This window comes from Gluconacetobacter diazotrophicus PA1 5 (assembly GCF_000021325.1).
In the GTDB taxonomy this organism is placed as follows: domain Bacteria; phylum Pseudomonadota; class Alphaproteobacteria; order Acetobacterales; family Acetobacteraceae; genus Gluconacetobacter; species Gluconacetobacter diazotrophicus.
This window is the reverse complement of the sequence record NC_011365.1, coordinates 2,810,954-2,836,013: the sequence shown is the minus strand read 5'-3', so window position 1 is coordinate 2,836,013 and position 25,060 is coordinate 2,810,954. Positions and strand designations below refer to the sequence as shown.

At 67.4% G+C, this 25,060-nt stretch carries 26 protein-coding genes; 4 read left to right on the top strand and 22 right to left on the bottom strand.

Annotated elements, in window-relative coordinates:
- Positions 1 to 52 precede the first annotated feature (52 nt).
- Complete coding sequence (locus GDIA_RS13000; RefSeq protein ID WP_012554432.1) at positions 53 to 1,090, bottom strand: DUF262 domain-containing protein; 1,038 nt, start codon at positions 1,088 to 1,090, stop codon at positions 53 to 55.
- A 327-nt stretch (positions 1,091 to 1,417) separates the two neighbouring features.
- Here GDIA_RS13000 and GDIA_RS12995 point away from each other — a divergent pair, with 327 nt between their 5' ends.
- Positions 1,418 to 2,701, top strand: coding sequence for a DEAD/DEAH box helicase (locus GDIA_RS12995; RefSeq protein ID WP_012554431.1), 1,284 nt, complete (start codon positions 1,418 to 1,420; stop codon positions 2,699 to 2,701).
- A 71-nt stretch (positions 2,702 to 2,772) separates the two neighbouring features.
- On the opposite strand, the gene GDIA_RS12990 is transcribed toward GDIA_RS12995, so the two are convergent.
- Positions 2,773 to 3,750 (bottom strand): hypothetical protein, encoded by a 978-nt coding sequence (locus GDIA_RS12990; protein ID WP_012554430.1) that lies wholly within the window; start codon positions 3,748 to 3,750, stop codon positions 2,773 to 2,775.
- Between the two features lie 272 nt (positions 3,751 to 4,022).
- On the opposite strand from GDIA_RS12990, the gene GDIA_RS12985 reads away from it, so the two are divergent.
- Positions 4,023 to 4,709 (top strand): hypothetical protein, encoded by a 687-nt coding sequence (locus GDIA_RS12985; protein ID WP_012554429.1) that lies wholly within the window; start codon positions 4,023 to 4,025, stop codon positions 4,707 to 4,709.
- A gap of 53 nt (positions 4,710 to 4,762) precedes the next feature.
- On the opposite strand, the gene bfr is transcribed toward GDIA_RS12985, so the two are convergent.
- Positions 4,763 to 5,251, bottom strand: coding sequence for a bacterioferritin (gene bfr, locus GDIA_RS12980; protein ID WP_012228393.1), 489 nt, complete (start codon positions 5,249 to 5,251; stop codon positions 4,763 to 4,765).
- Positions 5,252 to 5,462: 211 nt separating this feature from the next.
- On the opposite strand from bfr, the gene GDIA_RS12975 reads away from it, so the two are divergent.
- The gene (locus tag GDIA_RS12975; protein WP_012228391.1) at positions 5,463 to 6,305 is read left to right on the top strand and encodes a DUF3667 domain-containing protein; all 843 of its coding nucleotides are present in this window, start codon (positions 5,463 to 5,465) and stop codon (positions 6,303 to 6,305) included.
- Here GDIA_RS12975 and GDIA_RS12970 read toward each other — a convergent pair.
- The 5 genes from GDIA_RS12970 to GDIA_RS12950 form a co-directional block, all read right to left on the bottom strand.
- Positions 6,244 to 7,080, bottom strand: a complete 837-nt coding sequence (locus tag GDIA_RS12970; protein WP_244410106.1) for a hypothetical protein — start codon at positions 7,078 to 7,080, stop codon at positions 6,244 to 6,246. The genes GDIA_RS12975 and GDIA_RS12970 overlap by 62 nt on opposite strands.
- A 173-nt stretch (positions 7,081 to 7,253) precedes the next feature.
- The gene (locus GDIA_RS12965) at positions 7,254 to 8,033 is read right to left on the bottom strand and encodes a hypothetical protein (protein ID WP_012554427.1); all 780 of its coding nucleotides are present in this window, start codon (positions 8,031 to 8,033) and stop codon (positions 7,254 to 7,256) included.
- A 222-nt stretch (positions 8,034 to 8,255) separates the two neighbouring features.
- Positions 8,256 to 8,738 carry a hypothetical protein gene (locus GDIA_RS12960; RefSeq protein ID WP_012554426.1) on the bottom strand — a complete coding sequence of 161 codons (483 nt, stop codon included), beginning with the start codon at positions 8,736 to 8,738 and terminating at the stop codon, positions 8,256 to 8,258.
- On the bottom strand, positions 8,738 to 9,157 hold the full coding sequence (locus tag GDIA_RS12955; protein WP_231854160.1) for a hypothetical protein: 420 nt from the start codon (positions 9,155 to 9,157) through the stop codon (positions 8,738 to 8,740). Before GDIA_RS12955 ends, GDIA_RS12960 begins: the two co-directional genes overlap by 1 nt.
- Positions 9,158 to 9,207: 50 nt before the next feature.
- Positions 9,208 to 10,110 (bottom strand): phage tail protein, encoded by a 903-nt coding sequence (locus GDIA_RS12950; RefSeq protein ID WP_012554425.1) that lies wholly within the window; start codon positions 10,108 to 10,110, stop codon positions 9,208 to 9,210.
- A 296-nt stretch (positions 10,111 to 10,406) separates the two neighbouring features.
- Here GDIA_RS12950 and GDIA_RS12945 point away from each other — a divergent pair, with 296 nt between their 5' ends.
- The gene (locus GDIA_RS12945) at positions 10,407 to 11,156 is read left to right on the top strand and encodes a YfdX family protein (RefSeq protein WP_012228384.1); all 750 of its coding nucleotides are present in this window, start codon (positions 10,407 to 10,409) and stop codon (positions 11,154 to 11,156) included.
- Between the two features lie 48 nt (positions 11,157 to 11,204).
- On the opposite strand, the gene GDIA_RS12940 is transcribed toward GDIA_RS12945, so the two are convergent.
- The 14 genes from GDIA_RS12940 to GDIA_RS12875 all read right to left on the bottom strand — a co-directional run bounded on the left by GDIA_RS12940 (position 11,205) and on the right by GDIA_RS12875 (position 24,916).
- Positions 11,205 to 11,921: a hypothetical protein gene (locus GDIA_RS12940; protein ID WP_012554424.1), complete on the bottom strand. Its 717-nt coding sequence runs from the start codon at positions 11,919 to 11,921 to the stop codon at positions 11,205 to 11,207.
- Positions 11,918 to 12,394, bottom strand: coding sequence for a GNAT family N-acetyltransferase (locus tag GDIA_RS12935; RefSeq protein ID WP_012228379.1), 477 nt, complete (start codon positions 12,392 to 12,394; stop codon positions 11,918 to 11,920). The genes GDIA_RS12940 and GDIA_RS12935 overlap by 4 nt, the downstream gene beginning before the upstream one ends.
- The gene (locus GDIA_RS12930) at positions 12,391 to 12,735 is read right to left on the bottom strand and encodes a hypothetical protein (protein ID WP_012554423.1); all 345 of its coding nucleotides are present in this window, start codon (positions 12,733 to 12,735) and stop codon (positions 12,391 to 12,393) included. The genes GDIA_RS12935 and GDIA_RS12930 overlap by 4 nt, the downstream gene beginning before the upstream one ends.
- Positions 12,736 to 12,886: 151 nt before the next feature.
- A complete protein-coding gene (locus GDIA_RS12925; protein WP_244410105.1) occupies positions 12,887 to 14,302 on the bottom strand; it encodes a glycosyltransferase family protein in 1,416 nt (471 codons plus the stop codon).
- A 223-nt stretch (positions 14,303 to 14,525) separates the two neighbouring features.
- Positions 14,526 to 15,527: a hypothetical protein gene (locus tag GDIA_RS12920; RefSeq protein WP_012554421.1), complete on the bottom strand. Its 1,002-nt coding sequence runs from the start codon at positions 15,525 to 15,527 to the stop codon at positions 14,526 to 14,528.
- Positions 15,524 to 15,982 carry a hypothetical protein gene (locus GDIA_RS12915; RefSeq protein ID WP_012554420.1) on the bottom strand — a complete coding sequence of 153 codons (459 nt, stop codon included), beginning with the start codon at positions 15,980 to 15,982 and terminating at the stop codon, positions 15,524 to 15,526. The genes GDIA_RS12920 and GDIA_RS12915 overlap by 4 nt, the downstream gene beginning before the upstream one ends.
- A complete protein-coding gene (locus GDIA_RS12910; protein ID WP_012554419.1) occupies positions 15,982 to 16,617 on the bottom strand; it encodes a hypothetical protein in 636 nt (211 codons plus the stop codon). The genes GDIA_RS12915 and GDIA_RS12910 overlap by 1 nt, the downstream gene beginning before the upstream one ends.
- A complete protein-coding gene (locus GDIA_RS12905; RefSeq protein WP_012554418.1) occupies positions 16,617 to 20,249 on the bottom strand; it encodes a packaged DNA stabilization protein in 3,633 nt (1,210 codons plus the stop codon). Before GDIA_RS12905 ends, GDIA_RS12910 begins: the two co-directional genes overlap by 1 nt.
- A gap of 6 nt (positions 20,250 to 20,255) precedes the next feature.
- Positions 20,256 to 22,142 (bottom strand): phage adaptor protein, encoded by a 1,887-nt coding sequence (locus GDIA_RS12900; RefSeq protein ID WP_012228369.1) that lies wholly within the window; start codon positions 22,140 to 22,142, stop codon positions 20,256 to 20,258.
- Positions 22,139 to 22,642, bottom strand: a complete 504-nt coding sequence (locus tag GDIA_RS12895) for a hypothetical protein (protein ID WP_144880230.1) — start codon at positions 22,640 to 22,642, stop codon at positions 22,139 to 22,141. The genes GDIA_RS12900 and GDIA_RS12895 overlap by 4 nt, the downstream gene beginning before the upstream one ends.
- Positions 22,626 to 23,033, bottom strand: a complete 408-nt coding sequence (locus GDIA_RS12890) for a hypothetical protein (protein ID WP_231854159.1) — start codon at positions 23,031 to 23,033, stop codon at positions 22,626 to 22,628. The genes GDIA_RS12895 and GDIA_RS12890 overlap by 17 nt, the downstream gene beginning before the upstream one ends.
- Before the next feature lie 73 nt (positions 23,034 to 23,106).
- Positions 23,107 to 23,289, bottom strand: a complete 183-nt coding sequence (locus GDIA_RS12885; RefSeq protein ID WP_012554416.1) for a hypothetical protein — start codon at positions 23,287 to 23,289, stop codon at positions 23,107 to 23,109.
- A gap of 109 nt (positions 23,290 to 23,398) precedes the next feature.
- Complete coding sequence (locus GDIA_RS12880) at positions 23,399 to 24,307, bottom strand: phage major capsid protein (RefSeq protein WP_012228365.1); 909 nt, start codon at positions 24,305 to 24,307, stop codon at positions 23,399 to 23,401.
- 12 nt (positions 24,308 to 24,319) lie between these two features.
- Positions 24,320 to 24,916, bottom strand: coding sequence for a hypothetical protein (locus tag GDIA_RS12875; RefSeq protein ID WP_012554415.1), 597 nt, complete (start codon positions 24,914 to 24,916; stop codon positions 24,320 to 24,322).
- Positions 24,917 to 25,060 lie beyond the last annotated feature (144 nt).

The window sequence follows — 25,060 nt, the reverse complement described above, 5'->3', positions numbered from 1 at the left end:
TACTTCCTTTAGTCCGTCGAACTGCTCTGTGAAACGGACTAGTAGCGACGGATCAATCACCGATGGCTACCTTTAGCTGGTTATTCCAAAGCTCGTTACGGCGAATGATCGAGGTCTTTCTCTGGACACCACCTGCCGTAAGACGCTTAAATTCAGCCGAACGACATAGCGTCTTGAAAGACGCGCGTATCTTGTCGCGCTTGTTGTGCAGAACCTTCGGATCGATCGATCCAAGGGAACCCATAAGCAAGTCGTAATAAACGACGCCTTGACGCGGTCGTTCTTTGCTGATGTCAGAGAAAATCTCATCATTATTGAATATAATCTGACATGCGGCAAGACTTTGCCTAAAATTATTTTTCAGTTCTTCAATCTTTGCGACATCAAATTTTAAGGATTTTTCCATAAACTTATCGAGGAATTTTGTCAGATTGCCGCTATATTCTCCGCTGGTTTCCTTGAAAGCAAAATATCGGAGGACAAGTTCCTCTCCCTCTCGTCCATCCCTAGAAGCCTGCCCTGATTTTCCAAGCTTGAAGTTTTTGATCGTTGGTTCCTCTGCTAGTTCAGTCAATATCTCGTCAAATGGGCCTGCGAATAGAGCATGTCTAATCTCCTGATCTGAAAGTTCGACTGCCCCCTTATTAAGTCGTGAAAATATTTCAGCGATGATTTCTTTGGGATTTTCATTTCGAAGCACAACACAGCGGATAGTCGTTGATTCTAAATCGGCGGCCATTGACCCGAGTTCGGAGAACTTCTTACCCTCTAACTCGGGAAATGCGGTCATACCCTCCAAGGCGAATTCATCGTTTATAAACTTGATAACGGTTGTGATCCGCTGAACGCCATCGATGACGAGGTGCGCTTTGTTATCATTCTCGGCGAAATAGCAGGACGGCAGGGGGATCCGCATCAGGCAGGACTCTATGAACTTAGAAGCCCGTCCCCATCCCTCCTTATCCCACTTGTATTTTCTCTGGAATTCAGGGTCGAGTATCAGCTTTGGCGGGACTGTTTTCGCGCGCTGAACGAGTGTCTCGAACGGATAGTCAAGTGTATGAAGGCTGAGCGTTGCGGACTTATTCAACTGACCCTCGTTCAAGTTGGAGCGGGTTGTTACGAGATTATCAATCTTTGCATGACTTCATCTTTCCCGCCAAGGCAGTCGTGGAATATGACAGCCCCCAGCCACTCCTTCATACGGCCGAACATACGTTCGATGACATCGCACCGACGCTGGGCCCAGCGGTTCAGCGGGCAGGGTCCGCGACGGGCGCGGGCGGCGGGAAAACCACCGCGCGCCCCTCCCCTCCGCGTTGACGCGGTGCGGCATCACCCGTAAAAGGTCCGCGTTCCGAACCAGCGAAGCCCGACCAGGCGCAGCCTTACTCAGCGCCGGAGGCGCCGCTTGACCATGTCCATGACGTTTGCCGACCTCTCCCTGGCGCCGACCCTGCTGCGCGCACTGGCCGAGGAAGGGTATGCCAGCCCGACCCCCATCCAGGCCCAGTCGATCCCGATGCTGCTGGAAGGCCGCGACCTGCTGGGCATGGCCCAGACCGGCACGGGCAAGACCGCCGCTTTCGCATTGCCGCTGCTGCATCGCCTTGCCATGGCCCCCCGCCCGGCGCCCAAGGGCGGCGCCCGCGTCCTGGTCCTCGCGCCCACGCGCGAACTGGTCTCCCAGATCGCCGACGGCTTCGAAAGCTTCGGTCGCCATCAGCCGCCCAGCGTGACGACGATTTTCGGCGGCGTCAGTCAGGTCCACCAGGTCAACGCGCTCAAGGCCGGCGTCGACATCATCGTGGCCGCGCCGGGGCGGTTGCTGGATCTGATCGACCAGGGCCTCTGCGACCTGTCGCAGCTCGAGGCACTGGTGCTGGACGAGGCCGACCAGATGCTCGACATGGGCTTCGCCAGGCCGATCGAGCGCATCGTCGCGACGCTGCCGAAGGATCGGCACACAGTGCTGTTTTCGGCAACGATGCCGAAATCCATCGCCACGCTGGCCGAAAGCCTGCTGCGCGATCCGGCGAAGGTCGAGATCGCCCCGCCCTCGACCACCGTCGACCGGATCGAGCAGTCGGTGATGTTCGTCGATGCCGCCGACAAGAAGGCGGCGCTCCTGGCCATGCTGCGGACGCCGGGAATCGGCCAGGCCGTGGTCTTCACCCTGCAGAAGAACATCGCCAACGAAGTCTGCGCCTTCATCACCGAGGCCGGCATCACGGCCGAGGCCCTGCACGGCAACAAATCGCAGGGCCAGCGCGAGCGCGCGCTGGACGCCTTCCGCTCCGGAACCGCGCAGGTCCTGGTGGCGACGGATATCGCGGCGCGCGGCATCGACGTCGATACGGTGACGCATGTTTTCAACCACGACCTGCCGAGCCTGCCGGAAAGCTATGTCCACCGCATCGGCCGCACCGGCCGCGCGGGCCGCAACGGCTTCGCCATCACGCTCTGCGATGCCGAGCAGCGCGCCTGGCTGCGCGATGTGGAGCGGGAAATCGGTCGCGCCCTGATCGTTCAGGACGATCACCCGTGGCATTCCGAAGCGGCGCGGAACTCGACCATGCGCCCCCCCGTGCTGGGCGGCGCGCCGGCCAAGGAAGTCAAGCCGCAGAAGAAGCGCGAGCGCAAGGTCTGGACCGAGGAAGAAAAGAACGCCGCGCGGGCAGCAGCAGCCCGGACGGCTTGAGAGGAAGCCTGATCAGGCTGGCGGACGGGTCACCCGGGCACCCGACCCGGCCAGCATTTTCAACCAGGCTCTCAAACGCACCGCCTGGGCCGGTGGTACAGCACGCCGTCCAGCAGCGCATCCATCTCGGCCCTGACGAGGGGATCGAGGCAGGTGGCGACATAGGCCCGGGCGCGCCGCCTGACCGTATTGGCCATGCAGGGATGGATGTCCCGCCCGTCGCCCTCCTTCATCGCGTCCGCCAGCGTCATGTGCCGCTGCACCGCCATCCGGGCGATGTCGAATGCCAGCTTGTTGACGATGGCGCGGAATTCGCTCCGCCCGAATTCGGACCGGCAGCCCGACAGATGCGCGTGGGCGTCGGCATAAAGCGGGATGACCGGGTGCGCGTCGCAGCGGTGGAAATGCCGCTGGTGCCAGGCCCGCGCGGCATCGTGCTCGCGCTGCGCGGTCTCGAACTCCCGCCGGCCCGCCTCGTCGTCGCGGATCAGGGCATGGACGGCCCACGCCGCCAGCCAGGCGCTGGCGAAATCGGGATAGTCCTGCCGGTTCCAGGTCGGCTCCCGCCCGGGTGATCCGATGGCGAAGCGGAAATGCCGCTGCCCGTCGACGCCATACAGGACGCAGATCGCCGGGTCGGCGCCGGGGTCGCGCCCCAGGACCAGGATATGGCCCGGATCGCCGGCATGCATGTGCCGCTGCATCGTGAACAGGTCGAACAGCGCCTCGTCATCGGCCGATCGTTCGACATGCGCCTTGACGCAGGCCATGAACAGCGGGTTGCGCACGCCCGTCACCCCGCGCGGGCAGAAATCGAAGCCCCACCACCGCGACATCTTCACCAGGTGGAACGCCAGCTCATTGCGCAGCCGCACGAACTCGGGCCGCGCCTCGCCGCCGTCGCACAGGCGCTGCACATCGCCGAAGCGCCCCACCAGCGTGTTGATCCGCAGGGCAAAGGGGCGGCGTGGATCGAAATACTCCAGGAACAGGCCCGGGCGGGAATGCGCCAGATGCCAGTCGGCCGTACACCCCGTGGTTTCGCTCATGGTCGGATCGGCCTCCATGCAGGAAAGGGAAAGGCGGCATCGCCCCCGCACGGGGGACGATGCCGCGTGAGTTGTCACGGCGACAGGGTTGGGAAATCGACACTCGGTCGGGCAACGCCGTGAGAACCCGACCGTATTGCGATCGACTATCAATTGCAACCACCTTTCGACGACAGCCGGGCGTGCGCATTTACACATTGCAATTGCGAGGCGATCGCAATTAGAGTGGGCCATCACATCAGAGGACCGAGTCCACGGATTCGGATGGTGCCATGACAGCAGGCCTGACGATCCTGAATGATCTCTCATGCAGCGAAAGGCTGGCGGTGTGGACGCTCCGCCGCCTGGCCGGCCCGCCGCACCCGGCCGGGGGCCAGCGGACGGGCCGCGCGCCGGCCGGCCTGTTCATGCCGTGCTTCCGCCGGGATTTCGACGACGTGACGGCGGCCTTCCGCACGGCGCTGAACCGGCTGGCGGTGCTGAAGATGCAGGCGCTGGATCTCGGCCTGCCCGCCGCGCAGACCCTCAGCACGACCGAAAGCCGCTTCCTCGATGCGATTTCGGCGGCCCAGGCCGGCGAGGACGCCCGCGTGCGCGGCATGCTGCGCCGGGTCATCCCGCATCGCCACGTCCTGGCCCCCTTCGCGGCGGCGGTCACGCTGCTGGGCGCGTGCCTGGCCGGCGCCGGCCACTGGCTGCCACGCCGCACCCCGGCGGACGATGTATCGGCGGAAGACTTGGCCGAAAACGGCCCGCCCGCCCTCGCCCGCCGGAGGGAGGGCGATCCGGGCGAGAGGAACCGGGGCGGCAGGATTCAGGATTGCGGGACTGATGGCCGGCGCACCGTGGACCTGATCGGCCCCGGCTGCCTGACAGCCATGGCACGCTGGCACGACCTGGACATGGGCATGACCCAGATCATGTGGCCCCGCCCGGAAGACATGGGCGCGGCCCGGTAGAATGAAATGATCCGGTTTCAGGGCATCCCCGTCGGGGGACGCCCTGGTCCCGCTCAGTCCTGCTCGGGCGCCGGGGCGGCGTTCAGGTGGATGTACCGCTCGATCCCGACCTGCTTGATCAGGTCGAACTGGCGGTCGAGGAAGTCCTCGTGCTCTTCCTCGTTCTCGAGGATCTTCAGCAGAAGGTCGCGCGAGACGTAGTCGCGCACGCTCTCGCAATACGCGATGCCTTCACGCAGGTCGTTGATCGCCTTTTCCTCGAGCTTCAGGTCGCACTCCAGGATCTCCTTCACGTCCTGGCCGATCAGGATGGTGTTCAGCCGCTGCACGTTCGGCAGGCCACCCAGAAACAGAATGCGCTCGATCAGCCAGTCGGCGTGGCGCATCTCCTCGATCGATTCCTCATATTCCTTCTTGCCCAGCAGGGTGACGCCCCAGTGGCGCAGGGTGCGGGCGTGCAGGAAATACTGGTTGATCGCCGTCAGCTCGTTCGTCAGCTGGGTGTTCAGGTGCTCGATGACCTTCGGGTCCTTGATCGGCATGGTTCGACCTCGTCAATGGGTGGAATCGTCTCGATTCTATCCCTAGCGCGGCCGGCCCCGCCTGTAAATCGAAAAAACCATTCAATATCAATATGATAAACTTATTCATTCTCAATCGCAACGCCCGGCACGCCGCGCGCGGGCCGCATCTGTTCGAAACTGGAAGGTTTATCCTAGACTGGCCCCCCACCAGCCGGAGACCCCTTTCGCCATGACGCACGACGCCCCTTCCCCGGCCGGCACCGCCTGCCTGAACTGCGGCACCGTCCTGGTCGGGGAATGGTGCCACCATTGCGGGCAGGAGGGCGGGCCGCCCCACCGTTCGGTGTGGGAACTGTGCGCCGAGTTCATGGAGATGCTGACCCACGCCGACGGCAAGTTCGGCCGCACCATCCACCGGCTGGTCCTCGCCCCCGCCGGGCTGACGCAGGATTACATCGCGGGCCGCCGGGCGTCGGAAATCCCGCCGATCCGCATGTTCTTCGTCGTGCTGCTGATGATGTTCACCATCCATTCGCTGGTGTCACCGGCCCGGCACCATTCCGGCCTGGACCCCGCCTCCCGCGCGGAACTGGCCGCCGGGATGAACACATGGTCCTGGGCCGGCCACGCGCGGGCCACCGCATGGGTCCGCACCCACGCCCTGAACGCGGCGGACAATCCGGGCGAGGTGCTGAACGTGATGGGCGAGTGGTCGGAACGCTTCATCCTGCTGCTGCTCCCGATCTCGGCGGCCATCCTGTGGGTGCTGTACTACTGGCCGACGCGCCGCCCGCTGTACGACCACGTCATCTTCTCGGTCCATTCGCTCAGCTTCGCCTTCGTGGTCTTCACCGCCTCGACGATCGCCACCCGCCTGGTGGGCGATGCGGGAAACCTGCTGCTGCTGGGGCCGCCGGTGCATCTGTACCGGCACCTGCGCGGCTTCTACGGCCTGGGCCCGCTGCCCACGCTGGCGCGCATGGCCATCCTGTTCGTCACCTCGGCCTTCTTCAGCCTGCTGCTGCTGTCGGGCCTGGCCCTGCTCGCCCTGGCGCTGGGGGCCGGCGAGTAAGGGGCGCCGGTTCCCCCGCCAGATACGCCGCGTTGGCCGCCACCAGCGCGTCCCAGTCCTCGCCGTCCGGCGCCAGGCCGCCGGCCGGCATCAATTGCCGCCAGGCCAGGCCGTGGCACTCCATGATCCGCGACCGCACCCAGCGCCAGGTCGCGTGCCGCATGCCGCCCCAGGTCAGCAGCGACACCCGCGAATCGTCGGCGGTCCCGTCATAGGCCCAGGCCAGCAGGCAATGCCCGCCCCACGACCCGGGCGTCTGGTCGCCCGGCGTGGTCGTATCCCACACCCCGTCCTCCGGCTGGTCCGCCAGTGCCAGTTGCACCCCCAGATAGGCCGCGCCCAGCCCGGCCATGATGTTGCGCAGCCCGTTCAGGTCGTCCGGCGCCGCCGATCCCCACAGCGGATAGAAGGTCGCATCCGCCAGCGCATAGCCGTCGCGCCCCGCCACGGTCAGGACATCGACCTCCACCCCGCCCCGGTCGGTGGACGGATCCCCCGGGACATAGCCGGTCGAGACCGCATAGAACGCCTCGGCATCCGCCGTTTCCACCGCAACCTGGAATCCCGCCAGCGCGGCGGTGGCCCGCAGATGATTGCCGATCCCCGCCGACGTGCAGTCGCCCAGCACGTCGTTGCCCAGCATCAGCGGGGCCGGGTCGATGGACTCGCGCCGCAGCGTGGGCGGCGCCGTGCGCGCCATCATCCGCAGCGACGACAGGCGCGGCTGCCCGGGGCGCGCCCGCGCCGGCAGGCAGCCCAGCCGCCGCGCCATCACGCCCTCCCCCCATGCATCAGGCACATGACAATGATGTTATTTCCACAACCCATGCAGGTCATGCCATGGTCCCTTCATTACAGATCGTTTTCAGACGCACGGTTTATTTTTCAGCCAGGTTATTATCGACGGGACAGGCGGCGCTGCGCAGGCGCCGCCTTTTTTACGTGCCCCTACGCGACGCCCCGATACAGCGCCGCCCGCAGGGCCGGCGCATCGCCCCCGCCCGGCCTCGCCCCGCCGACCCCCGCCATGCTGGCCGGCGCCAGACCCACGGCGGCCTCGATCAGGGGAATGATCTGCTCGGCGGTCTGGATGTAGGTGCCCACCCCGGGCGCGAAGGCGGACACGACCGGCGCGGCGATGGTCAGGATCGTCTGGAATTCGGACGCCAGGGACGACGCCCAGTCCTTCCCGGTCTGGATATCGATCGTGCCGCCGGACGCGGCGTTGATCTGCGCGGTGATCTCCTTGATCCGCGTCAGCGCCGCGTTGACCTCCGCCACCTGGTCGGCACTGAGGTGGCTCGACAGCGCGGGGACGGATTCGATCGCCTGCGCCGCGAAGGCGATGGCCCCGGCATCGGCATTCAGTTCGGCCGTATCGATCGTCACGCCGCCCGTACCGGCGGTACAGCCCGAAAGCGCCATCCCGCCCCCCAGCAGCAGCGCCAGCCCCAGCGGAGGCAGGCGCCGCCCGCCTTCCGCCCCGGGCGCCGACCCGGGCCGCATGGCCGACACCTGGCCGGGCTGGACCATGTTCGTGACATTGCGAAAATTCTGCGCCACGACATTCAGGACGACATACAGCCGGCCATAGGCCGAACCCGCGCGCCCCGGCACCGGCAGCCACGGCATCACCGCCGCGCAGACCCCGCACAATGCCGCGACATCGACCAGATACCGCCCCGGCACAGCCGCCAGAAGCGTACGAAAAACCGTCGTCGGGTCCATGAGACTCTCCGAATTCCATCGTTTCGAGTAATTGTGAAAAAGCCCGCGCCCATCACTCCGAAGCGCGCCTGGAGAGGCGTGCTGGTGAGCGAGAGCGGAACGAAGTGAAGCGCCCGGCGTGTGTCTGCGAGCACCGGAGCGCAGCGGCCTGGTGGCCGTGAGCACCGGCGCGCAGCAGACGCACGTCGGATCGCCTCCAGCGCGCCTCTCCAGGCACGCTTTTCAGGCCGCGATCGCAGTCGCGAAGGCCGCCACATGCACCGCGTCGACCGCCCCGGCGCCCAGTGCCGTGTTATAGACACGCTTCCAATAGGCGCAGAGTGCGTCCGGGTTTTTCTCATCCGGAAGCGCCTCTGGGTCGAAGCGGTACTTCACCCGCGCCATCGCGCAGCCATAGCGCAGGTTGCCGATCATCTGCCGCACGCGCGGAATGTCCGAACAGGTCATGCGCCGCACACGGGTTTCCAGGTCGGCATGGGCCGAATCGCCGCCCATCATCCGCCACAGGGCGTCATGCGTCGCGGGTTCCATCTGCCACAGGCCCAGGGCCGGCCCGCCACCGCCCTGCACCAGCCGCGCGGCGCGCGATTCCACCAGCGCGGTGCCGGTCAGCAGGTTGACGGCCGCCGGCCCGCCCAGGCCCAGCCGGTCCAGCGCCGGCGCCACGATCCGCCATTTCAGATCGCCGGGATCGATGCCGCCCATCACGACCCCCCGCCCTGGATGATTCGGCCCAGCCACGCGGTAAAGGGCTGATAGCCCAGCAGCGCCGACACCACACCCCCCAGCGCGAATCCCGCATTGCGGATCATCTTGACTCCGCCTGCGATTTCCGCGTTCATCCGGATCAGCGTCCGCTGCGATTCCGCCAGCGGCGCGGTGGTCTCGGCAATCGCCTCGCGCATTTCGCGGCGTAAATCCACGATCGCCTGGCGCGTCTGCTCCAGGTCGCGATCGGCCCGCCGGTCCTGATGCGCGCCGCGCGCGCGCCCTTCGGCCGAAATCTCGACCAGCTTCATCATCATGTCCTGCTGCCCGGCCTCCAGCCGCCCGATCCGCGCACCGTGCCGGCGCAGCGTTTCCGACGTCTCGGCAGGGTCCAGAACCAGGTTTTCATCCACCATGGTTTTCCCGCTTTCTTTCGGATAGTCCGAAATGTGCGCTCCCGCGCCGATCATCCCCCCACCCCGGTGTAGATGATCTTGTTCAGCATCAGCGTGGGCTGCACGTTCTGGCTGGCGCCCGTCCCGGCGGCGGCCAGGGTGATGCCCGTCGTCGCCGTATCCACCGTGACACCGGTGGTATCGGCCGTCGTCTGCGCGGTCGCATGTTCCGGCGTCAGGCTTCCGCCATCGAAGGTCACGATCTCGCCGCCCGTTCCCTGCGGGACGACGAAGCCGGTGCCGCTGCCCGGCCCGTGCGCATGGCCCGGGTCCGTCACCGCGTGGGCATGTCCGGGGTCGGTCACGGCGTGGGTATGCGACGGCGCCATCTGGCTGCCGCCCGCGGCCCCCAGTTGCACGCCGTTGATGCCGGCCCCCGCCATCGTCAGCAGGTTGGCCGCCGTGCCGCCCATGCTGTCGACGCCCGCCGCCACCCGGCCGCGCAGGTCCGGAAGCCCGAAGGTGGTCGCCCCGTCCCCGGCCCCGAACGTGGTGCCGATGACGGCGAACAGCGCGGCATAGGTCGCGCGGCTGACCGCCTGGCCGCAGCACAGCATCCACCCGGCGGGGGCCGTGGCGCCCGCGTAATCCGCAACGGTCCCGACCGGCACCGCCCCCACGCCCCCGCCCGCCGCGCCGACCGGGTCCATCGTCCAGACCGGATTGCCCTCCCCATCCTCCAGCGCCACGGCATAGGACGGGGCGCCCAGCAGGAAGATGCTGCCGAACTGGCCGTTTTCATCGGCGATGACGGGGTTCGCATTGGGAACCGTCAGCCCAGCATCGGCATAGGTCGCCTGCGGCGTCGTCGTCCCGGTCTGGTAGAAGAACAGTCGCGCGCCCGCGCGCGGCACGCCGGCCGCGTCCACGCTGAAACTGTTGGGCCAGACGAAACGGGCGGCTGAACCGGACATGCACCACTCCCACCCACGCCCGCACGGGGGGCGCGTGTCGTTGACGGGCGGTGCCTGTGCCCTGATGCGTCATCCTAGCCGACGGCGGCCCATGCTGGCAATGACGCAGGAACGCGCATGAAAAATTCCATTCCCGGATCAGGGTATTTCGACAGGCCCCGTCACGGCCGGCACACCGCCACGCACCACGGCCACACGCCATCGCCATGCGCCACGGGGGACTCCGCCTTGCGCCTGCGGGCCTATGCCCCGCGCGGCATCGGCGCGATCCTCGGGGGTCAACAGGAGAATTCCAGATGCCTCTTCGCCGCCGCCTCTCCGCGTTCGCACTCGGTACCGGACTCGCCACCGCGGGATTGACGATTTCCGGCGTGGCCACCCCGCAGGCCCACGCCGCCAGGCCGAACCGTCACGCGGTCGAGCACGATTTCCGCCGTCTGTCGCATGACGGGCTGCGCGCCTATGCCGATATCGACATGGCCCGCCAGGCCCTGGCCCAGGGCGACAAGGCCGGCGCGACCAAGCTGCTGGCCGACGCGAACCAGGCCCTGGACCGGGCCCAGGGCGACGACCACCGCTTCGTCCGCGCGGAAGCGGCCCTGACCCCGGCCCCGAAGGCCCCCGCCGGCAAGCCCGGCCACCTGCCCGCGCCCACCGCCCCCACGCAGGACGTGACCTGGATTCCGGTGGACGGCGAATATGTCGTCAGCCGCGACCCGGAGGCCACGCCGGCCAAGGCCCAGGCCGTCCAGGCCGCGAACAGCAGCCTGAAGAAGGGTGATACCGCGTCCACCAGCCACGCGCTGGCCAACGCCGATATCGACGTCGATTTCATCATCGCCGTCGCCCCGCTCCAGCCCGTGACGGCGGATGTCTACCGCGCCTCCAACCTGGTGAACACCGACCCGCACGGCGCCGACACCGCCCTGGCCGACGCGCAGGACGCGCTGCGCTTCATCGCGGACGACATGGTCTTCGCCCCGCGCACCAAGGACACGAAGGCCCCCGCCGCTGCTCCGGCCGCGCCGGCCGCTCCGGCCAAATAACGAACCACGCGTGCCGCCGCCCGCCGAGGCGGCGGCACGCGCCGGGCATCAGAATCCCGTCGCCGTCGTGCCGCCCCCCCCGAACGGGTCCGAATACGACGTCCCGCCCCCGACGGACGACAGAAGGGCACTCAGGTTCGTACTGCTGCCCAGTCCACCCAGCAGGCCGGCAATGCCGTTGGCCAGCGCGCTGGTCGATCCGATCGTGCCGCCGGCCAGCGCGCTGGCCAGGCGCGACGCGATCGAACCGTCGGTCGAGGCCGCATTGGCCCCGGCCGACGCCAGCGTCCCGGCGGCACTCGATCCCTGCCCCGCCAACTGCTGCAGGGCGGTCATGTAATTCCCGAAATTCTGGCTGGCGTAATTCTGGGCATAATTGCCCAGCGCCGAAAGCTGCCCGCCTGAAAGCGACAGCCCCTTCGCCGCCGCCGCCTGGTTCAGCGCCTGCTCGCCCTGCTGCAGCGGGAAAGTGTAATAGGGCGTCTGGGTATATTGGTTATAGGCCGCCAGCGCGCCCGCCCCCTGCCCGTTCGACCCGCCGCCCAGCCCCATCAGGTCCGCAAGGCTGTACAGCGCGTTGGTACCGGTCGAGACATACGGGCTGAGGTTCGTGGTCGCCGTATTATAGATGCCCTGGTCGTAATTCAGGGCATTCTGTTCGACCTGGGCCTCCTGTTCCGCGGCCTTCTTCTCGGCGCCGGACCCCATGAGCCCGCTGACCAGCGATCCCACGCCCCCGGCGACCCCGCCGATGATCGATGTCATGGTGCGATCCACCTTTCATAAAGCGTCTCGAACGGCGCCCAGCCCAGCCGCCGCAGGATCGCGCCGTTATCCAGCGGCCGCCCGTCGGGCGCATGATGCAGTTTCGTGCCGGCGACCACGCGCCGCACGCCCCGCGCGGCCAGCGTCCGTTCGGCCGCGCGCAGCAGCGCCGGCCCCGCCATCCAGCGCCGGGCCTCGGGCACGACGTAATACAGGTCCAGCACCGCATGCAGGACCGTCTGGTAATGCAGGTGGGTCTGGATGATGGCAACGACATAGCCGACCAGGCGGCCGTCACACCGCATCGTCACCACATGCAGGCAGTCCTGCGCGTCGATCGCCGCGTATTTCGCCAGATCGGGCGAGAGCGGCATCGCATCATGGTCGCGCCCGACCTCGCGCCAATGGCCCTCCCACAACGCCTGCAGCTCCGGCAGGACCCGTGCCCAGGGCTCGACCCGATACGCGGTCACGACGCGGTCACCTGCAGGCCGCCGGCCACGATCGTCAACGCGTTCGCAACCGAGGACAGGACGGCGATGGCATCGCCCGCGCCCAGCACCTTGCCGATCTCGTTCGGACTGTTCCAGGTCTGGCCGGGCAGGATGGTCTGGCCGGACGTCGTGACGTTGCCGGACCCGGCCGCCGCCCCCGACGGCACCAGATTGATCGTGACCTGCGCGGGAACGGCCCCGACATTGCATACGCTCAGACTGTCGATGCGCGAGATCACGCCCACCGGCGACGTATACAGCACGGCGGTCGCGGACGGCACGGCCTGCGCGGGAATCAGGGAAAGGGGCTGGACGGACATGGCACCTGCATTCGCGTACACATCCCCCGGCGGGGGACGTTCGGATGATGGGCGGTGCCTGTGCCCGATGCTTGGTTTGTATCGCGGATCGGCATGCCCGCGCAAGCACAAGAACGGACGCCGATCCCGCCCGCTTCCAGGGACCGAGGTTTCAGTGTCCCGATACGGCGGGCACCATCCTTTTGCAGTCCGTCCCGGCCTCGAACACCGTCACATCCGCGTCCCTGAACGCCGTTCGGCACAGGACTCCGCGTTGCCTGAGCGCCGGCGAGACATAGTCTTCCGTAGCCGGATTTCGGGAAAGGACATAAAAATGATGATTGTCCCTCAAGAAATCGTCGAACTGACTGACCCGCATCCACGGCACAACCTTATGGAGGTACCGTATCGCATGTTCATTCGTGCGGTCGACGTTCGGAACGTTTTCCAATCCATAAAGATAGACGGCATGCCTCGAAAACGGCCGATAAATTTTCTGCTGCAATTCGATAAAGAGCAGCCCCTCGCCAATCACCACAGGAAGGCCGGAAGGAATGGCCCGCAGACTTCTGACCGAACTCAGGTCCATCGTGTCATCGGCCGAATACAGCACGATCATGCAGGCCAGGGCCGGGCACATCAACATCGAAAACAGCGTCGCGCGTCGCGTCCACCCTATCGCGAACGGGATGGCGACAGCATCGAAGGTCAGGAAATCAGCCATATAGCGCGCACTGAAGGACCCGGTCAGAAAACGCGCCAGGCAAAACACGATCAGGGGAACGCAGCCGACGGACAGCACGATGCATCCCAGGACGCGGCGTCCCGCTTGCGCATTCTCCGGCGGGACGTCCCCGGAACCGGGGAACAGGAAGGAAGCCGCGAGACACGACACCGCGATGATCGGAAAAACATAGTTCCCCCCGACAAAGAGAACCGTATAGGACCATAATTTTTCGAACGTGGGATAAGCATAATAAAAAGGACCATTCTGATCGCCGGCATTCAGCATCTGCAGATGACGCGCCCACGGGATCCAGGCCATGCCGACCGGGCAGGTCGCCGCAAGCGTGATCCATACCGGCCAGCGGATACGCCTTGTCCGCAGGTCCCAGACCGTTTCGCACAACGCCATCACGACGATCGACACGACACCATAAAAATGCGTGCAGAGTGTCAGTGACAGGAAAACCCACAGAAGGAACAGGTTCTTTCTGTCGTTATTCCCGTCACACACATTGCTCCACACCAGCAGGGAAGCGGAAAACAGGAAAACGATCAGCGCATACTCGCGCGCCTGCACGGCAAAGAAGAAAAAATAGGACGCCAGCAGCAGGCTGAAAGACAGAACCGCCACCGGCAATTCAAAATATTTCCGCGCAAGCCGCAACAGGCACAGCGCGGCACCATAAGCGGAAAAAATTGAAAGAATGCGTGGAGACAACAGGTCGCCCTGGTCGACAGGCGGTATGACATGAAGCACGGCATGCATGAAAAACGGCGAAAAATCGGTCCCGCTCCAGACAGCCCTCAGGACGTGGGACAGGTCCGCCTGTCGAATGGTGTAATAAGTCAGGACTTCATCCATCCACAGCGGGGCATGACGCGCATACCGCACCGCGGAATAAAAATAGACCAGAGTCACGACAAGGAAAATGACAGCACTCGTACGCTGGGGTCTCTTTAATATGTCACCGTTACTCATGGTTTTCCGCGGGTCTGGGGAAGCGTATGGGCTACAATATAGATCAGGCAGGCAAGGGCAATCCTGTGCCCGGCCCCGTCCTGTCGCCCCGTCCTGTCGCACCGTCCTATCGCACCGGACTGATCGCGACCGCCCCCATGATGTTGGCCCCGGTCGCGACACTCGAAAACGCCGCGCCGATCGTGGCCCCGCCCCTGGGCAGCGGGCCGGTCGAAAACGATGCGACGAACCGGTTTCCACCATTGGATGACCCGGTCGCCCATGTCGATTGTCCCTGCGTCGCGCCGGTCAGCGTCACGGTGGGCTGGGTGGCGGCCCCTTCGGAAAAGACGATGCCGACCAGGATGCTGTCGTCGTCGGGCAGCCCCGACCCCGCGCTGACCGAGGTACCGCCGCCCGAATAATTATCGCCCTCCTGGACGGAAACGATATTGCCCGCCGCCACCCCGGAGAGTTCGAACAGACACCCCGACCACCCCGTCGCCTGGGTCGAAAGCGTGATGCTGCCGGTATCCCCGGGCATCGCATACCGATAGACGACCATCAGCCCGTCGTTGGACTCGGACCCGGCCCAGTAGAGCTGCGTCCAGCCCGGAACCATCGAGGGACTGGTACTCCATTTCGTGCCGACGAACAGCAGCATGTTTCCCGGCTGGGGCACGGCCGGAAGCGCCACCGACAGCGCCGAGGACGGATAGGCCACCACCTGGCTCTGGACGATCCGCGGCGTGGCGGCGCCCCCTCCTGGTGGCGCCGCCCATGTCCCGTCGGCACGCAGGAAACTGGTCGTCCCGCCGCCGCTGGCCGGCACCGCGCCCGACAGGCCGGCGGTGAACGGCTGGACCAGCGCCGTCAGTTGCCCCTGCGTCAGCGCCCCGGCCGCCGCCGTGCCGCCGCTGACATTGCCCAGCACCGTATCATTGCCGATCGCGGGCACGTTCCCCGTCGTCCCGCAGGAAAACACCCCCGTTGCCGGCTGGTAATTCAGGTGATTCCCCCCGCTGTCGGGGCAGGCCGGCACGTCGCGATGCGAAACCGGCCCCACGACCTGCGCGCGGGCCGGGGCGGCCAGCGCCAGCGCGCCGGCCAGGATCAGCAGTGTCTTCATTCCGAATACCATTGCGTTGCACTGTTCTGCCAGAAGGTCGCGCCCCCGCCGGCCAGGATGGTGGCCGGCGCATCCGCCGCCCCCGCGTCGATCGCCCCACCCGGCGGCGGATAGACCAGCAGCGATGCCGCCCCCCGGTTCAGCACCTTCTGCCATGTGCCGGCCGCACCGGCGCTCAGCACCGCCCCGCTCCCGGCCGCCACGGTGGTGAACAGGTTGACGTCCGCCGCCAGTGCGGCGGCCGTCCCCTGCGAGGTTCCCGCCCCGGCCAGCGACCCGGCGAAGGACTGCCCGGGCGGCGCCCAGGCCTGCCACGCCCCGTCCCAGACATAGACCTGCCCGATATCGGCCGCGTAATAGAGCCCCAGGCACCCGGCCGGAACCGCCGGCGCCGCCGGCCGGCCGGCCGCGGGGCCATAGCCGAGATAGTCGGTGATCAGCGTACTGTTGCCCATCAGATCGGCACCCCGATTGTCTGCCCCGCCGGGTCGGACAGGATGCCGACCGGACCCGTGTCGCCATTGACCAGCGGCAGCACGCCCGCCGCGCCGCCGGCGGGCGCCCAGCCCGTTTCGGTGCCGGCCCCCTGCCGCTTCGACCACAGCGCGCCGGCGGCACCGCCGTCCCGCTGCAGGTACAGGTCCCCGATCCACCCCGCGACCCGGCCGGCCGGCACGCCGAACCCGTCCAGCACCCGCGCACCGTTATGCAGCACCACGACACCCGGCGGCGGCGCGGCAGGCGGCGGGCCCGCATCCCGGGCCGCCACGGGGCGGGACACGTCGGGGCGGGACGCGCCGGACAGCATCGCCAGCAGCCGCGCATCGGCCACGGAATCGCGCAGGCCGGCGGAAACGTCCGGCACCGGCGGATAGGACGCCGGCAGCGTGACGGGCGCCGATCCGTCGGCCGGGATGGACGCCACCGGCACGCCCAGCGCCGCCGCGATCACCTGGACGTTGCGGATCGTCGCGGAGGCACCAGCCTGCAGCCGCGCCAGGAACTGATAGGCCGACAGGGTCAGCGCCCCGGTGCCGTCGACGAACGGACGATCCCCGACCGGAAGGGTCTGGCGCGATGGCTCCGGCATCAGTCCATCCCCGCTTCGATATCCAGATAGAACCCGATCAGGTTGCGCCGCACCGGGTCCGTCACCTGCAGGCGCAGCGCCCGCTGCCGCGCCTGCCCCAGCTTCATCCAGCGCAGGCGCGTCAGGTATTCGCCCTGGCGGCCCATGGACCGGCACAGCCGCAGCGCGCTCCATGTCCGCGCCCCGTCGTCGGACCAGTCCAGCATGATCTGCGGGTCGGCCCCCACGGGCGTGTTGGCGGCCTGGTCCATGACCTCCTGATAGGTGCTGCCGGGCGGGTTGGATTCTGCTGCATCAAGGGTGCCCGAAAGGGCAAACGGACCACCGCTGCCGCCGTTATTCGCGAAGGTGTCCACCTGCGTCCCCGGCGCTACGGTCAGGAACACCGGCGGCGCGACACCCAGCGGCACCGATCCGTCCGCCCCCGGATACCGCGCCCCCCCGGCCGCGCTGCGGAACAGGCGCCGGTTCGCGACCACCGACAGATCCACGGGCGCCGGCGGGGTCGCGATGAACAGGTCGGCAAGCTGCGCCACCGCCAGGGCCAGCGTGCCGAACCGGGTGCAATATTGCGCGCCTTCGGGGGCCGGATAGGCCCCGGCCGCCGTGCCGTACATATTGCCGAAGACCAGAACCGTATCGTCCCGCACATAGGCGACGGCGTTCCAGTCGCCCCACACGCCCGTCGATCCCGGCAGCGTGTATCCGGACCAGTCCGCCGCCCCGGCATACGCCTCGCCCGAGACGGCGCCCCCGAGCTGCACGGCGTTTCCGCCGGCATAGACGAACGTGCGCACCGTATCCCACACGCTGGCCCCGGACAGGTTGGCCTGGCTGTCGGACCGCCCGACCTTGAGGAACGTGACCAGCCAGTGCGACGTTCCGGGAATCGGCATCAGGCCAGGCTGGCCGCCATAGACATCCGTTCCGCCCGGCTGTCCGGTGGTGATGTAGGCATATTCGTCGGAAAACGGAATCTGCGCCGCCCCGGCCCCGTTCACCCAGTTCGCATTGTCGATGCTGTACATCGGCAAGGTCGCAGTGAAGGACGTGGCGCCGTTTTTCGCGAAGTTCGCCTCGATCAGGGCGTCATAGCTGACCGCGCCCATGGCGATCCTGACCATCGCGCCGTCCGGACAGGCCGGCCCGATGACGTTCGCGATTTCGCTGTTGGCGTTCCCACCGGCAACGGCATTCGCCGCCATGTCGCCCCGGCTGAAATACAGATAATGATTGGTGCCTCCCTCGCCGTCCGGCAGGAAGAACCCCACGTTCCCATTATACGCCCACTGGGTCAGCAGATTCGTCCCCAGTGCCGCCGGATACGCGTAATTGATCTGCGGCACCTGGCACGCCGCCCACGTCGCCGTATTGCCCAGCGACGGATACAGCCCGCCGAGTCCGCCAGTCCTCGCGGCGCCCGAGACGATCTGCGAAATCGACGGAAAGACGCACACATTCTTCACGGTACCCGGCCATCCGTCCTGCACCATCAGGATCGGATCGTCGATCGTCTGGGCGCCGGCCAGGAAGCACCGCCCGTCTCCGTCATCCACGCCCAGGGCGCTCGTCCAGTAGCGGACAAAGCCCAGGAAAGCCGGCGCGGCCCCGTCATTCAACCGGTAGACCGACAGCCCGACATACCACGAACCGAACCCGGTCGCGATGGCCAGATACTGGCCCTGCATCAGCACGCTGGGCGTCGCGCCCGATGAAAACCAGTTCGTGACGGCGCCGATCTGCGACACCACATCGGCCTGGATCGTCGCGTAAGGCAGCGACCACGCGATCGCGCCCGCCTGCGAAACAGCATTCACGTTCCCCACCGGGTCCCGCGAGATCATGTTGCCGAACTGGTCGGGCATGGGCGACGTGTTCACCCAATGCGTTCCCTCCCCCGCCGTATGGCCGCCGAAGTCCGGGTCGGCCAGCACCCCGGGCGGGTTGCCGGTCCCATCCGACGGCGCCACGATCCAGGGCTGCGCCGCAGGATTGGCCACCGGCAGCGCCGACGACCAGGTCACGCCGGCCGGCACCAGCGCCACATCGTTCGCATAGACCTGCACCTGCTGTAATGCCGGAGACAGCGAAACCTGCACGTTCACCCACTTCGACCACCCGGCATAGCCATAGCTGGCCGCCACGATCGGGTTGCCGCCCGCATCCCACGCCCGGATCACGACCTGCGCCCCGCCGCCGGCCGGGTCGTCGGCCAGCAGCACGGCAAAGCCCGGCCCGCCATCCAGCGTGGGGGCATTGCCGACCAGCAGCCCGCCGGGCACGCCGCCATCATCCGGCAGGCAGACCCACATGCTGGCCAGCAGGTTGGCGATGGATGCCGGCGAACCGGACGGCGCGCCCGCGTGCGCCAACCGCGCGGGCGACGACAGCACCACCCCCATGGGCGCATAGGCCACGCTCCGCGTCGTGGCCGCCCCCGGCAGCCCGACCCCGGTTTCCACGTCCAACTCGAACCGCTGCATGAACACCCGGCGGCGCGCGTCGTGAATGGGCGGCGAGACGATCATGCCGCGCATCGTCGCCCCCAGTTCGGTATAGACCTGGAAACTGACCTGCCCGACCGTCCCGCCCAGGCAGTCGCCGACCAGCACCCGCCCATAGGCCATGATCGCAGCGTTGCCGCGCCAGCGCCCGATGGAACTGTCCGCGCTGGCGCCGGCCCAGGATTCCCGCTCGTGCCACAGGCCGGTCGCCACGTCGAAGACCCAGCTTGCCGGGGCCGAGGGAAACAGCAGGTTGACGAATTTATGCCCCTCCAGCGTGTAGCTGAAGCAACGCGCATCGCGCATCGTCGGATAAGCCTGCCATGCCCCCTCGGTCGCATGGGTGGACACGCGCTGCGGCTGGAACCCGCTCAGCCGGTAGAACATCCCGTCATCGCCCAGGAAGAACGTCGTGTTGTCCTCCAGGCAATGGGCATGCGGTCCGGCAATCCCGCGCTGGATGAAGGCCCCGTCGAACCGCTGGAACGGAAAGGCCGGCGGCGCATTGCCCGCGTCGTACCACACCTCGGTCCGCGACGCGCCGAACAGCAGCAGTTGCTCGTGCGTGTTCACGACGGCCAGCAGCGGGTCCGCCGTCGCCTCCTTGGACGCGAACTGCGTGCCGTCGAACGGCAGCAGCCCCCCCTCCGGCGACAGGAAGAACTGCTGCGTCCCCGACCGGTTGAACACGAAATAGGTATCGAAATACACGACATTGTCGGCCGGGTAGAAGTTTTCGTCCGTGATCCGCTGCACCCCGCCGGCCACGGAATAATGCCAGCCGGATTCCCCATCGACCCAGACCAGCTCGGTGCCGTTGGTATCCATCGAAACCGGGCCCGTCACCCAGGTCGCCCCCAGCTCGACCGACGACCCGTCCGCATCGACCTGGTACAGCGCCTGGCCCGAGACGACATACAGCACGCCGCCCATCATGCACATGCCCTGGACCGGCCCCGCCCCGCACTGCGCGAAGGGCACCATCCCCGGACATCCCCAGACCCCGACAGGCGATTTCGCGTCCTTCGGTTCGGATTCGGCATAGAAATTGACGCAGCGCTGCGCGTCCAGCGCGACGGATCGCGCCCGGTAGGACTGCACCGCGAACGGTATGGCCTGCACCGCCATGGCGCCCTACCCCGACCGCCCGGCCGGGCCGACGCCCGCGCCGAACAGCACCGATTGCGGCTCGCGATCCCAGCCCTGGGCCACCATCAGCTTGCCGCGCGCCTCTTCCTTCAGCAGGGCGTACTGCGCCGGATTGCCACGGGCGCCGTTATATTCGGGCCAGAGTTCCACCGCCAGGTTCCAGCGCAGCGCCGCCAGCCACTCATCCGGAAAATCCGGAACCGAGGCCAGGGTCGCGAATGTCGTCAGCGGCCGCTGCGCGGTGAATTTCAGCGCGCTCCCATCGTCGCACGGCGCCGGCCAGACATGCAGGACCCCCGCCCCAAGCTGCGGATCGTAGAAGAACTGCGTCACCGTCCCCGGCGTGGCCTTGTTCGGCACGGCGGCATAATCCAGCCGCGACATCGGCACGACCGGGATCTCGATCGCCTGCCCGCCCGGCGGCGCCAGACGGCAGCGCCGCGCCGCCGGCACCCGCAGCGGGCGGATCAGCGGCGTGGCATAGGACACCACCCGCGCCCCGGCCGACGCCTGCGACGGCAGCGCCGCGGCCAGCGTCACCGTCCCGCCGCCGACCGAGGCAGCGGTCGTCCAGAAGGTGCACCCGGCATCCAGCCACACCCCGACCCTGTCGCCCGCCGCCACCCCGGCCAGGGCGGCCGACACCTGCACCGCCCCCGCCGCCCCGCTCACCGCCAGCGCGCCCTCGACCCACTGGCTGCTCAGGGTGGCGGCGTCGGGCGACCCGGCGCCCAGCAGGTAGCGCACCTGCCCCGGCTGCAGGAACAGCGTGCAATCCTCCTCGGCCCAGACATGGATGCCCGAGGCCTGCCAGGACTGTACCATGGCGTTCAGCGCCGTGAACGCGTTGTCCACCAGCCCCAGCCGCGGCACATCCTGCGGGCCGACGGCCCCGCACAGCCGCAGCGCCCCCGCGATCATCTGATAGACCGGCTGGCCGAAGGGAGAGGTGGCGGTCCCCTCGGGCTCGATATCCCACTTGGAAACAACAGCGAACTTCTCGTCCGCCATGCCCTTCAGCATCGTCATGCGCGCCTGCGGGCAGTCATATTCCGGCCCCAGTTCCACCGCCAGGGCGAAGCGCAGGGCCGACGACCATTCCTGCGGCACATCCGCCGTATCGGCCTGGCTGCTGAAATCCTGCAAGGGCCGCTGGCAGGTGAACCGCACCACCGTCAGGCCGGCCGCCGGAGCCGGAAACACGCTGAAAACCCCCGACCCGAGCTGCGGATCGTAGAAATACTGCGCCGGCACGCCCGCCGGCGCGGTCTTGCCCGACAGATTGGCGTAATCCAGCCGCGACATCGGGATCAGCGGCGTCTCCACACCGGTCGCCGGATCGACCACCCGCGCGCCGCTGACCTTCAGCGGACGCGCGAACGGCGCACCACAGGCCACCACCGCCGCGCCGGCCGACGCCTGCGACGGCAGCGCCGAAGCCAGATAAACCGTCGAACCGGACACCGAGACGACCGAAGACCAGAACACCGGCCCGGCATCCAGCACGATGCCGACCTGGCTCCCCACCGCGATACCGGCACCGGAAGCCAGCGCGACCTGCACCGCCCCCGCCGCCGCCAGGACGGTCGATGCCGTGATGCCGGCGGCCCCCGTCGCATGATCCGCGCTGTTCACGCCGATCGCGTACTGCGCCTGCCCCGGCTGCAGGACCAGCGTGCCCTCGGCCTGCGCCCACACATGCACGCCCGACACCTGCCAGGACTTGATCAGCCCGTTCAGCGCCATCAGCGCGTCGGCATATTCGCTGGCGGGCGGCGTCTCGCCGCTGGCAATGGCCCCGATCAGCCGCAGCGCGCCGTTGATGATCGAGGACGCGCCCGGGTTCCAGGTCGCGGTGCCGCTGGTCGTCATGCCGGCCCCGCCGCGCTCAGGTCCAGCACCATGTTCCCCGCCGGATCGCCCGCCCCGACCGACGCCGGCAGCGGCGCGGCCAGCGTAATCGTGCCGCCCGCGATCCCCCGCACCTGCGTGACGAAGTTCACGCCGCTATCCAGCATGACCTGCACCGTGTCGCCCACGCCCATGCCGGCGACGGACGCCACCATGATGGCCACCGCGCCGGCCGGGGCCGGTCGCGTCACGACCGTCCCCACCATCATGAACCGGTCGTCCTGCCGGGGCCGCGCGACATCCACGCTCTGGTCGTCCGCCACCCCGCGCACGAAATCCTGCGGCTGCTGCGGCTCCCACCGCCTGCGATCGACCACCGCCTGCCCGGTCTGCCCGCCGGGGATGGTGCGCGTCCGCGACCGCCGGACCTTGAAGCCCGACATGTCGTCCAGCACGTAATGGTCGCCGGGATTGTAGTACCACGCCTCGGTCATGCCGCGCCCCTCAGAATTGCGGAACACCCTTGATCATCTCGAGATGGATCGTGAACGCCCCGCCCGCCGCCGCCCCGATGGTCGTCAGCAGGATCGACCCCGTCGCCCCCGGCGCCGCCGTGACGCCGGGATTGGACAACCCCTGGCACCGCCGGAAATCCAGGTGCCCGAACCCCGACAGCGTCGCCAGGTCCACCGGCGCCTTGGCCTCCCATTGCAGCCGCACCACCATGCCGTGCACGTCATAGACGATGCGCCGCACCTTCAGGTGCACCCCGGGCACCTGCCCCCCGGCGGCATAGGCGGCGGACTGCGCATCCACCACCTTGAACCCCGACAGGCCGGTGCCGTCGCTGACATCGGTCAGCTTGATGATCAGGTTGCGGGGACCATTGGCGATCACCTGCGTCGTCGTCATGTCGGCCATCGTTTCCCCCGTGATGACGGGGCCCCGCCCGACCGGCAGGGCCCCCTTTCCTCGGACCCGGCCCTCAGACCCGGCGCGTCGCCTTGCGCGCGGGCGCGGGCCTGCGCCGCACGCCCCGCGCCGCGACATCGGCCACGGCGGCGGGCTTTGCCCCGCCGTGATAATGGTGATGATGATGCACATGCATCTCCGCCCCACCCCGGGCGGTGGTGGATGCAGCCTTGGTACCCGTCTTGCGTTCGGTCATAATTCCGTCCTTCAGTTTGAAAATCCTGTGATCCTGGCGGGACATGTGGGCTGGTGAACGAGAGTGCCGCGCGTCGGATCGCCACCAGCGCGCATGTCCGGACAGGATCTCAGACGCCCGGCGTACCGTACAATCCGCGCCAGTCGGCCCAGTAGCCGGAATAGCGCTCGTAGCAGGCGGCCTTCGCGTTCTTGGTGTCGAAATCGTTGTCCTGGTCGAAGGCGATCGGATCGCGCTCGAAATAGGTCAGCGAATTGGGCACGTTGGTGCGGATAAACCACGCCGTCTGGCTGGTGAAGTAATGGTTCAGCTTGATCCCTTCCGGGAACGCGTTGGTCGCGCGCAGCACGTTGATGGCGTTGTTCGCCGTGTCGTTCTGCAGCACCGAATTGCACACCCGGTTGGCCTCGAACCACAGGGCGGACGGCACGTTCAGCGTGCGCGGCAGGGCGGAAATCCGCATGCCGCGATTGTTCTGGCACTGCATGATCTGGACCGTCAGGTCCTCGATCGCGGCTTCGGACAGGTCCGCCGCCGTCGCCAGCAGGTTGGACTGCATGCCCGACAGCGTGGGATGCGCGCCGGAAATCAGCGCCGCCCCGTCGCCGCCCGGCGCGCTGGCCGAAAACGCCATGTTATAGATGCCGGCCAGCACGTTTTCCTTGGTCTGGCGCATGGAAAACGCCAGCTGCGCCGCCCGCCGCTTGGACACGGTCTCGTACAGGTTGTCGCGCAGCTCCTCGTACGTCACGATATAGCCCAGCGCGTACGCCACGTGCGTGAAGCGGCTGACCGACCCCTGCGATTCCACGTCGTAATAGATCTGCTGCCCCTGCGGCTTCACCGGCGCCAGGCCGAAGCCGGTGATCTCGACCTCCTCCTCGTACGCCTTGTCCGAGGTCTGCCTGTCGAACAGGTCCAGATATTCCACGTGATGTTCGTCATAGCTGCGCCCCCACCACGCCTTGATGCCGGGCCACAGGGCCTTGGGGTGGGCGCCCGTCGTAATTACGGCCATCGGGAATGCTCCTTAAATGCCGGTCGTGCCGGTGATGGAATGCAGGTTGATGCGGCACAGCCACTTCGCGTTGACGCCGATCGCATTGTCGATCGACTGGTACGCGCGCAGGATACGCAACTGCCCGGTGGCCAACGTGCCCAGGCTACTGGACTGCGCCTGCCAGCCGGACAGGCTGGACGTCACCGATCCCGCCCCGGCCACCAGGTCGATGTTGCTCGACGCCGCCCCCGCCGCCAGCGCGCCGCCCACCGAATCCTCCTGCACCGCGAAGACCAGGTTCGGATCGTCGGCAACGTAGACATAGGCCGCCTGCCCCGCCGGCAGGTACGGCGTCTGGTTCTGCAGCAGCGGCAGCACCAGCTCGCCGGCATTGCTGGCAATGCCCTGCATCGACCCGGTGATCATGCCCGACGCCCCGGCGGTGGCGATGCCCACGCCCGGCACGCCGTTGGCGTCGGCCACGCCGGCCAGCACCACCAGCGGGTCGCCCAGGAACAGCGGCGTGGCATTGGACGGCGGCACGTAATAGACCTGCACGCCGCCGCCATACGGCGCCCCGGACGCATAGGCCATCGGCCGCAGGCCGAAGGGAGTATTGGAATTCATCTGGCAGAGCCTCTGCACGGTTGAAATCACGACGGCCGCACACGCGCCGCCGAACTGTCATTGCCTGCTGGTCTGCCTTGGGGGGGGCGCCGTGCCTGGACGCCCCGTCTCGTATCCGTCCGTCCCGTATCGGGCCGTATCGGG

What these genes read in the sequence shown, in the direction of transcription:
- GDIA_RS12875 (WP_012554415.1), bottom strand. Translation starts at nt 24,916, where the DNA reads ATGAATTCCAATACTCCCTTCGGCCTGCGGCCGATGGCCTATGCGTCC.
- GDIA_RS12910 (WP_012554419.1), bottom strand. Translation starts at nt 16,617, where the DNA reads ATGCCGGAGCCATCGCGCCAGACCCTTCCGGTCGGGGATCGTCCGTTC.
- GDIA_RS12985 (WP_012554429.1), top strand. Translation starts at nt 4,023, where the DNA reads ATGACAGCAGGCCTGACGATCCTGAATGATCTCTCATGCAGCGAAAGG.
- GDIA_RS12990 (WP_012554430.1), bottom strand. Translation starts at nt 3,750, where the DNA reads ATGAGCGAAACCACGGGGTGTACGGCCGACTGGCATCTGGCGCATTCC.
- GDIA_RS12915 (WP_012554420.1), bottom strand. Translation starts at nt 15,982, where the DNA reads ATGGGCAACAGTACGCTGATCACCGACTATCTCGGCTATGGCCCCGCG.
- GDIA_RS12920 (WP_012554421.1), bottom strand. Translation starts at nt 15,527, where the DNA reads ATGAAGACACTGCTGATCCTGGCCGGCGCGCTGGCGCTGGCCGCCCCG.
- GDIA_RS12975 (WP_012228391.1), top strand. Translation starts at nt 5,463, where the DNA reads ATGACGCACGACGCCCCTTCCCCGGCCGGCACCGCCTGCCTGAACTGC.
- GDIA_RS12950 (WP_012554425.1), bottom strand. Translation starts at nt 10,110, where the DNA reads ATGTCCGGTTCAGCCGCCCGTTTCGTCTGGCCCAACAGTTTCAGCGTG.
- bfr (WP_012228393.1), bottom strand. Translation starts at nt 5,251, where the DNA reads ATGCCGATCAAGGACCCGAAGGTCATCGAGCACCTGAACACCCAGCTG.
- GDIA_RS12945 (WP_012228384.1), top strand. Translation starts at nt 10,407, where the DNA reads ATGCCTCTTCGCCGCCGCCTCTCCGCGTTCGCACTCGGTACCGGACTC.
- GDIA_RS12965 (WP_012554427.1), bottom strand. Translation starts at nt 8,033, where the DNA reads ATGGACCCGACGACGGTTTTTCGTACGCTTCTGGCGGCTGTGCCGGGG.
- GDIA_RS12955 (WP_231854160.1), bottom strand. Translation starts at nt 9,157, where the DNA reads ATGGTGGATGAAAACCTGGTTCTGGACCCTGCCGAGACGTCGGAAACG.
- GDIA_RS12995 (WP_012554431.1), top strand. Translation starts at nt 1,418, where the DNA reads ATGTCCATGACGTTTGCCGACCTCTCCCTGGCGCCGACCCTGCTGCGC.
- GDIA_RS12905 (WP_012554418.1), bottom strand. Translation starts at nt 20,249, where the DNA reads ATGGCGGTGCAGGCCATACCGTTCGCGGTGCAGTCCTACCGGGCGCGA.
- GDIA_RS12880 (WP_012228365.1), bottom strand. Translation starts at nt 24,307, where the DNA reads ATGGCCGTAATTACGACGGGCGCCCACCCCAAGGCCCTGTGGCCCGGC.
- GDIA_RS12940 (WP_012554424.1), bottom strand. Translation starts at nt 11,921, where the DNA reads ATGACATCGATCATCGGCGGGGTCGCCGGGGGCGTGGGATCGCTGGTC.
- GDIA_RS12900 (WP_012228369.1), bottom strand. Translation starts at nt 22,142, where the DNA reads ATGACGACCAGCGGCACCGCGACCTGGAACCCGGGCGCGTCCTCGATC.
- GDIA_RS12930 (WP_012554423.1), bottom strand. Translation starts at nt 12,735, where the DNA reads ATGTCCGTCCAGCCCCTTTCCCTGATTCCCGCGCAGGCCGTGCCGTCC.
- GDIA_RS12885 (WP_012554416.1), bottom strand. Translation starts at nt 23,289, where the DNA reads ATGACCGAACGCAAGACGGGTACCAAGGCTGCATCCACCACCGCCCGG.
- GDIA_RS12925 (WP_244410105.1), bottom strand. Translation starts at nt 14,302, where the DNA reads ATGGATGAAGTCCTGACTTATTACACCATTCGACAGGCGGACCTGTCC.
- GDIA_RS12960 (WP_012554426.1), bottom strand. Translation starts at nt 8,738, where the DNA reads ATGGGCGGCATCGATCCCGGCGATCTGAAATGGCGGATCGTGGCGCCG.
- GDIA_RS12890 (WP_231854159.1), bottom strand. Translation starts at nt 23,033, where the DNA reads ATGACGACGACGCAGGTGATCGCCAATGGTCCCCGCAACCTGATCATC.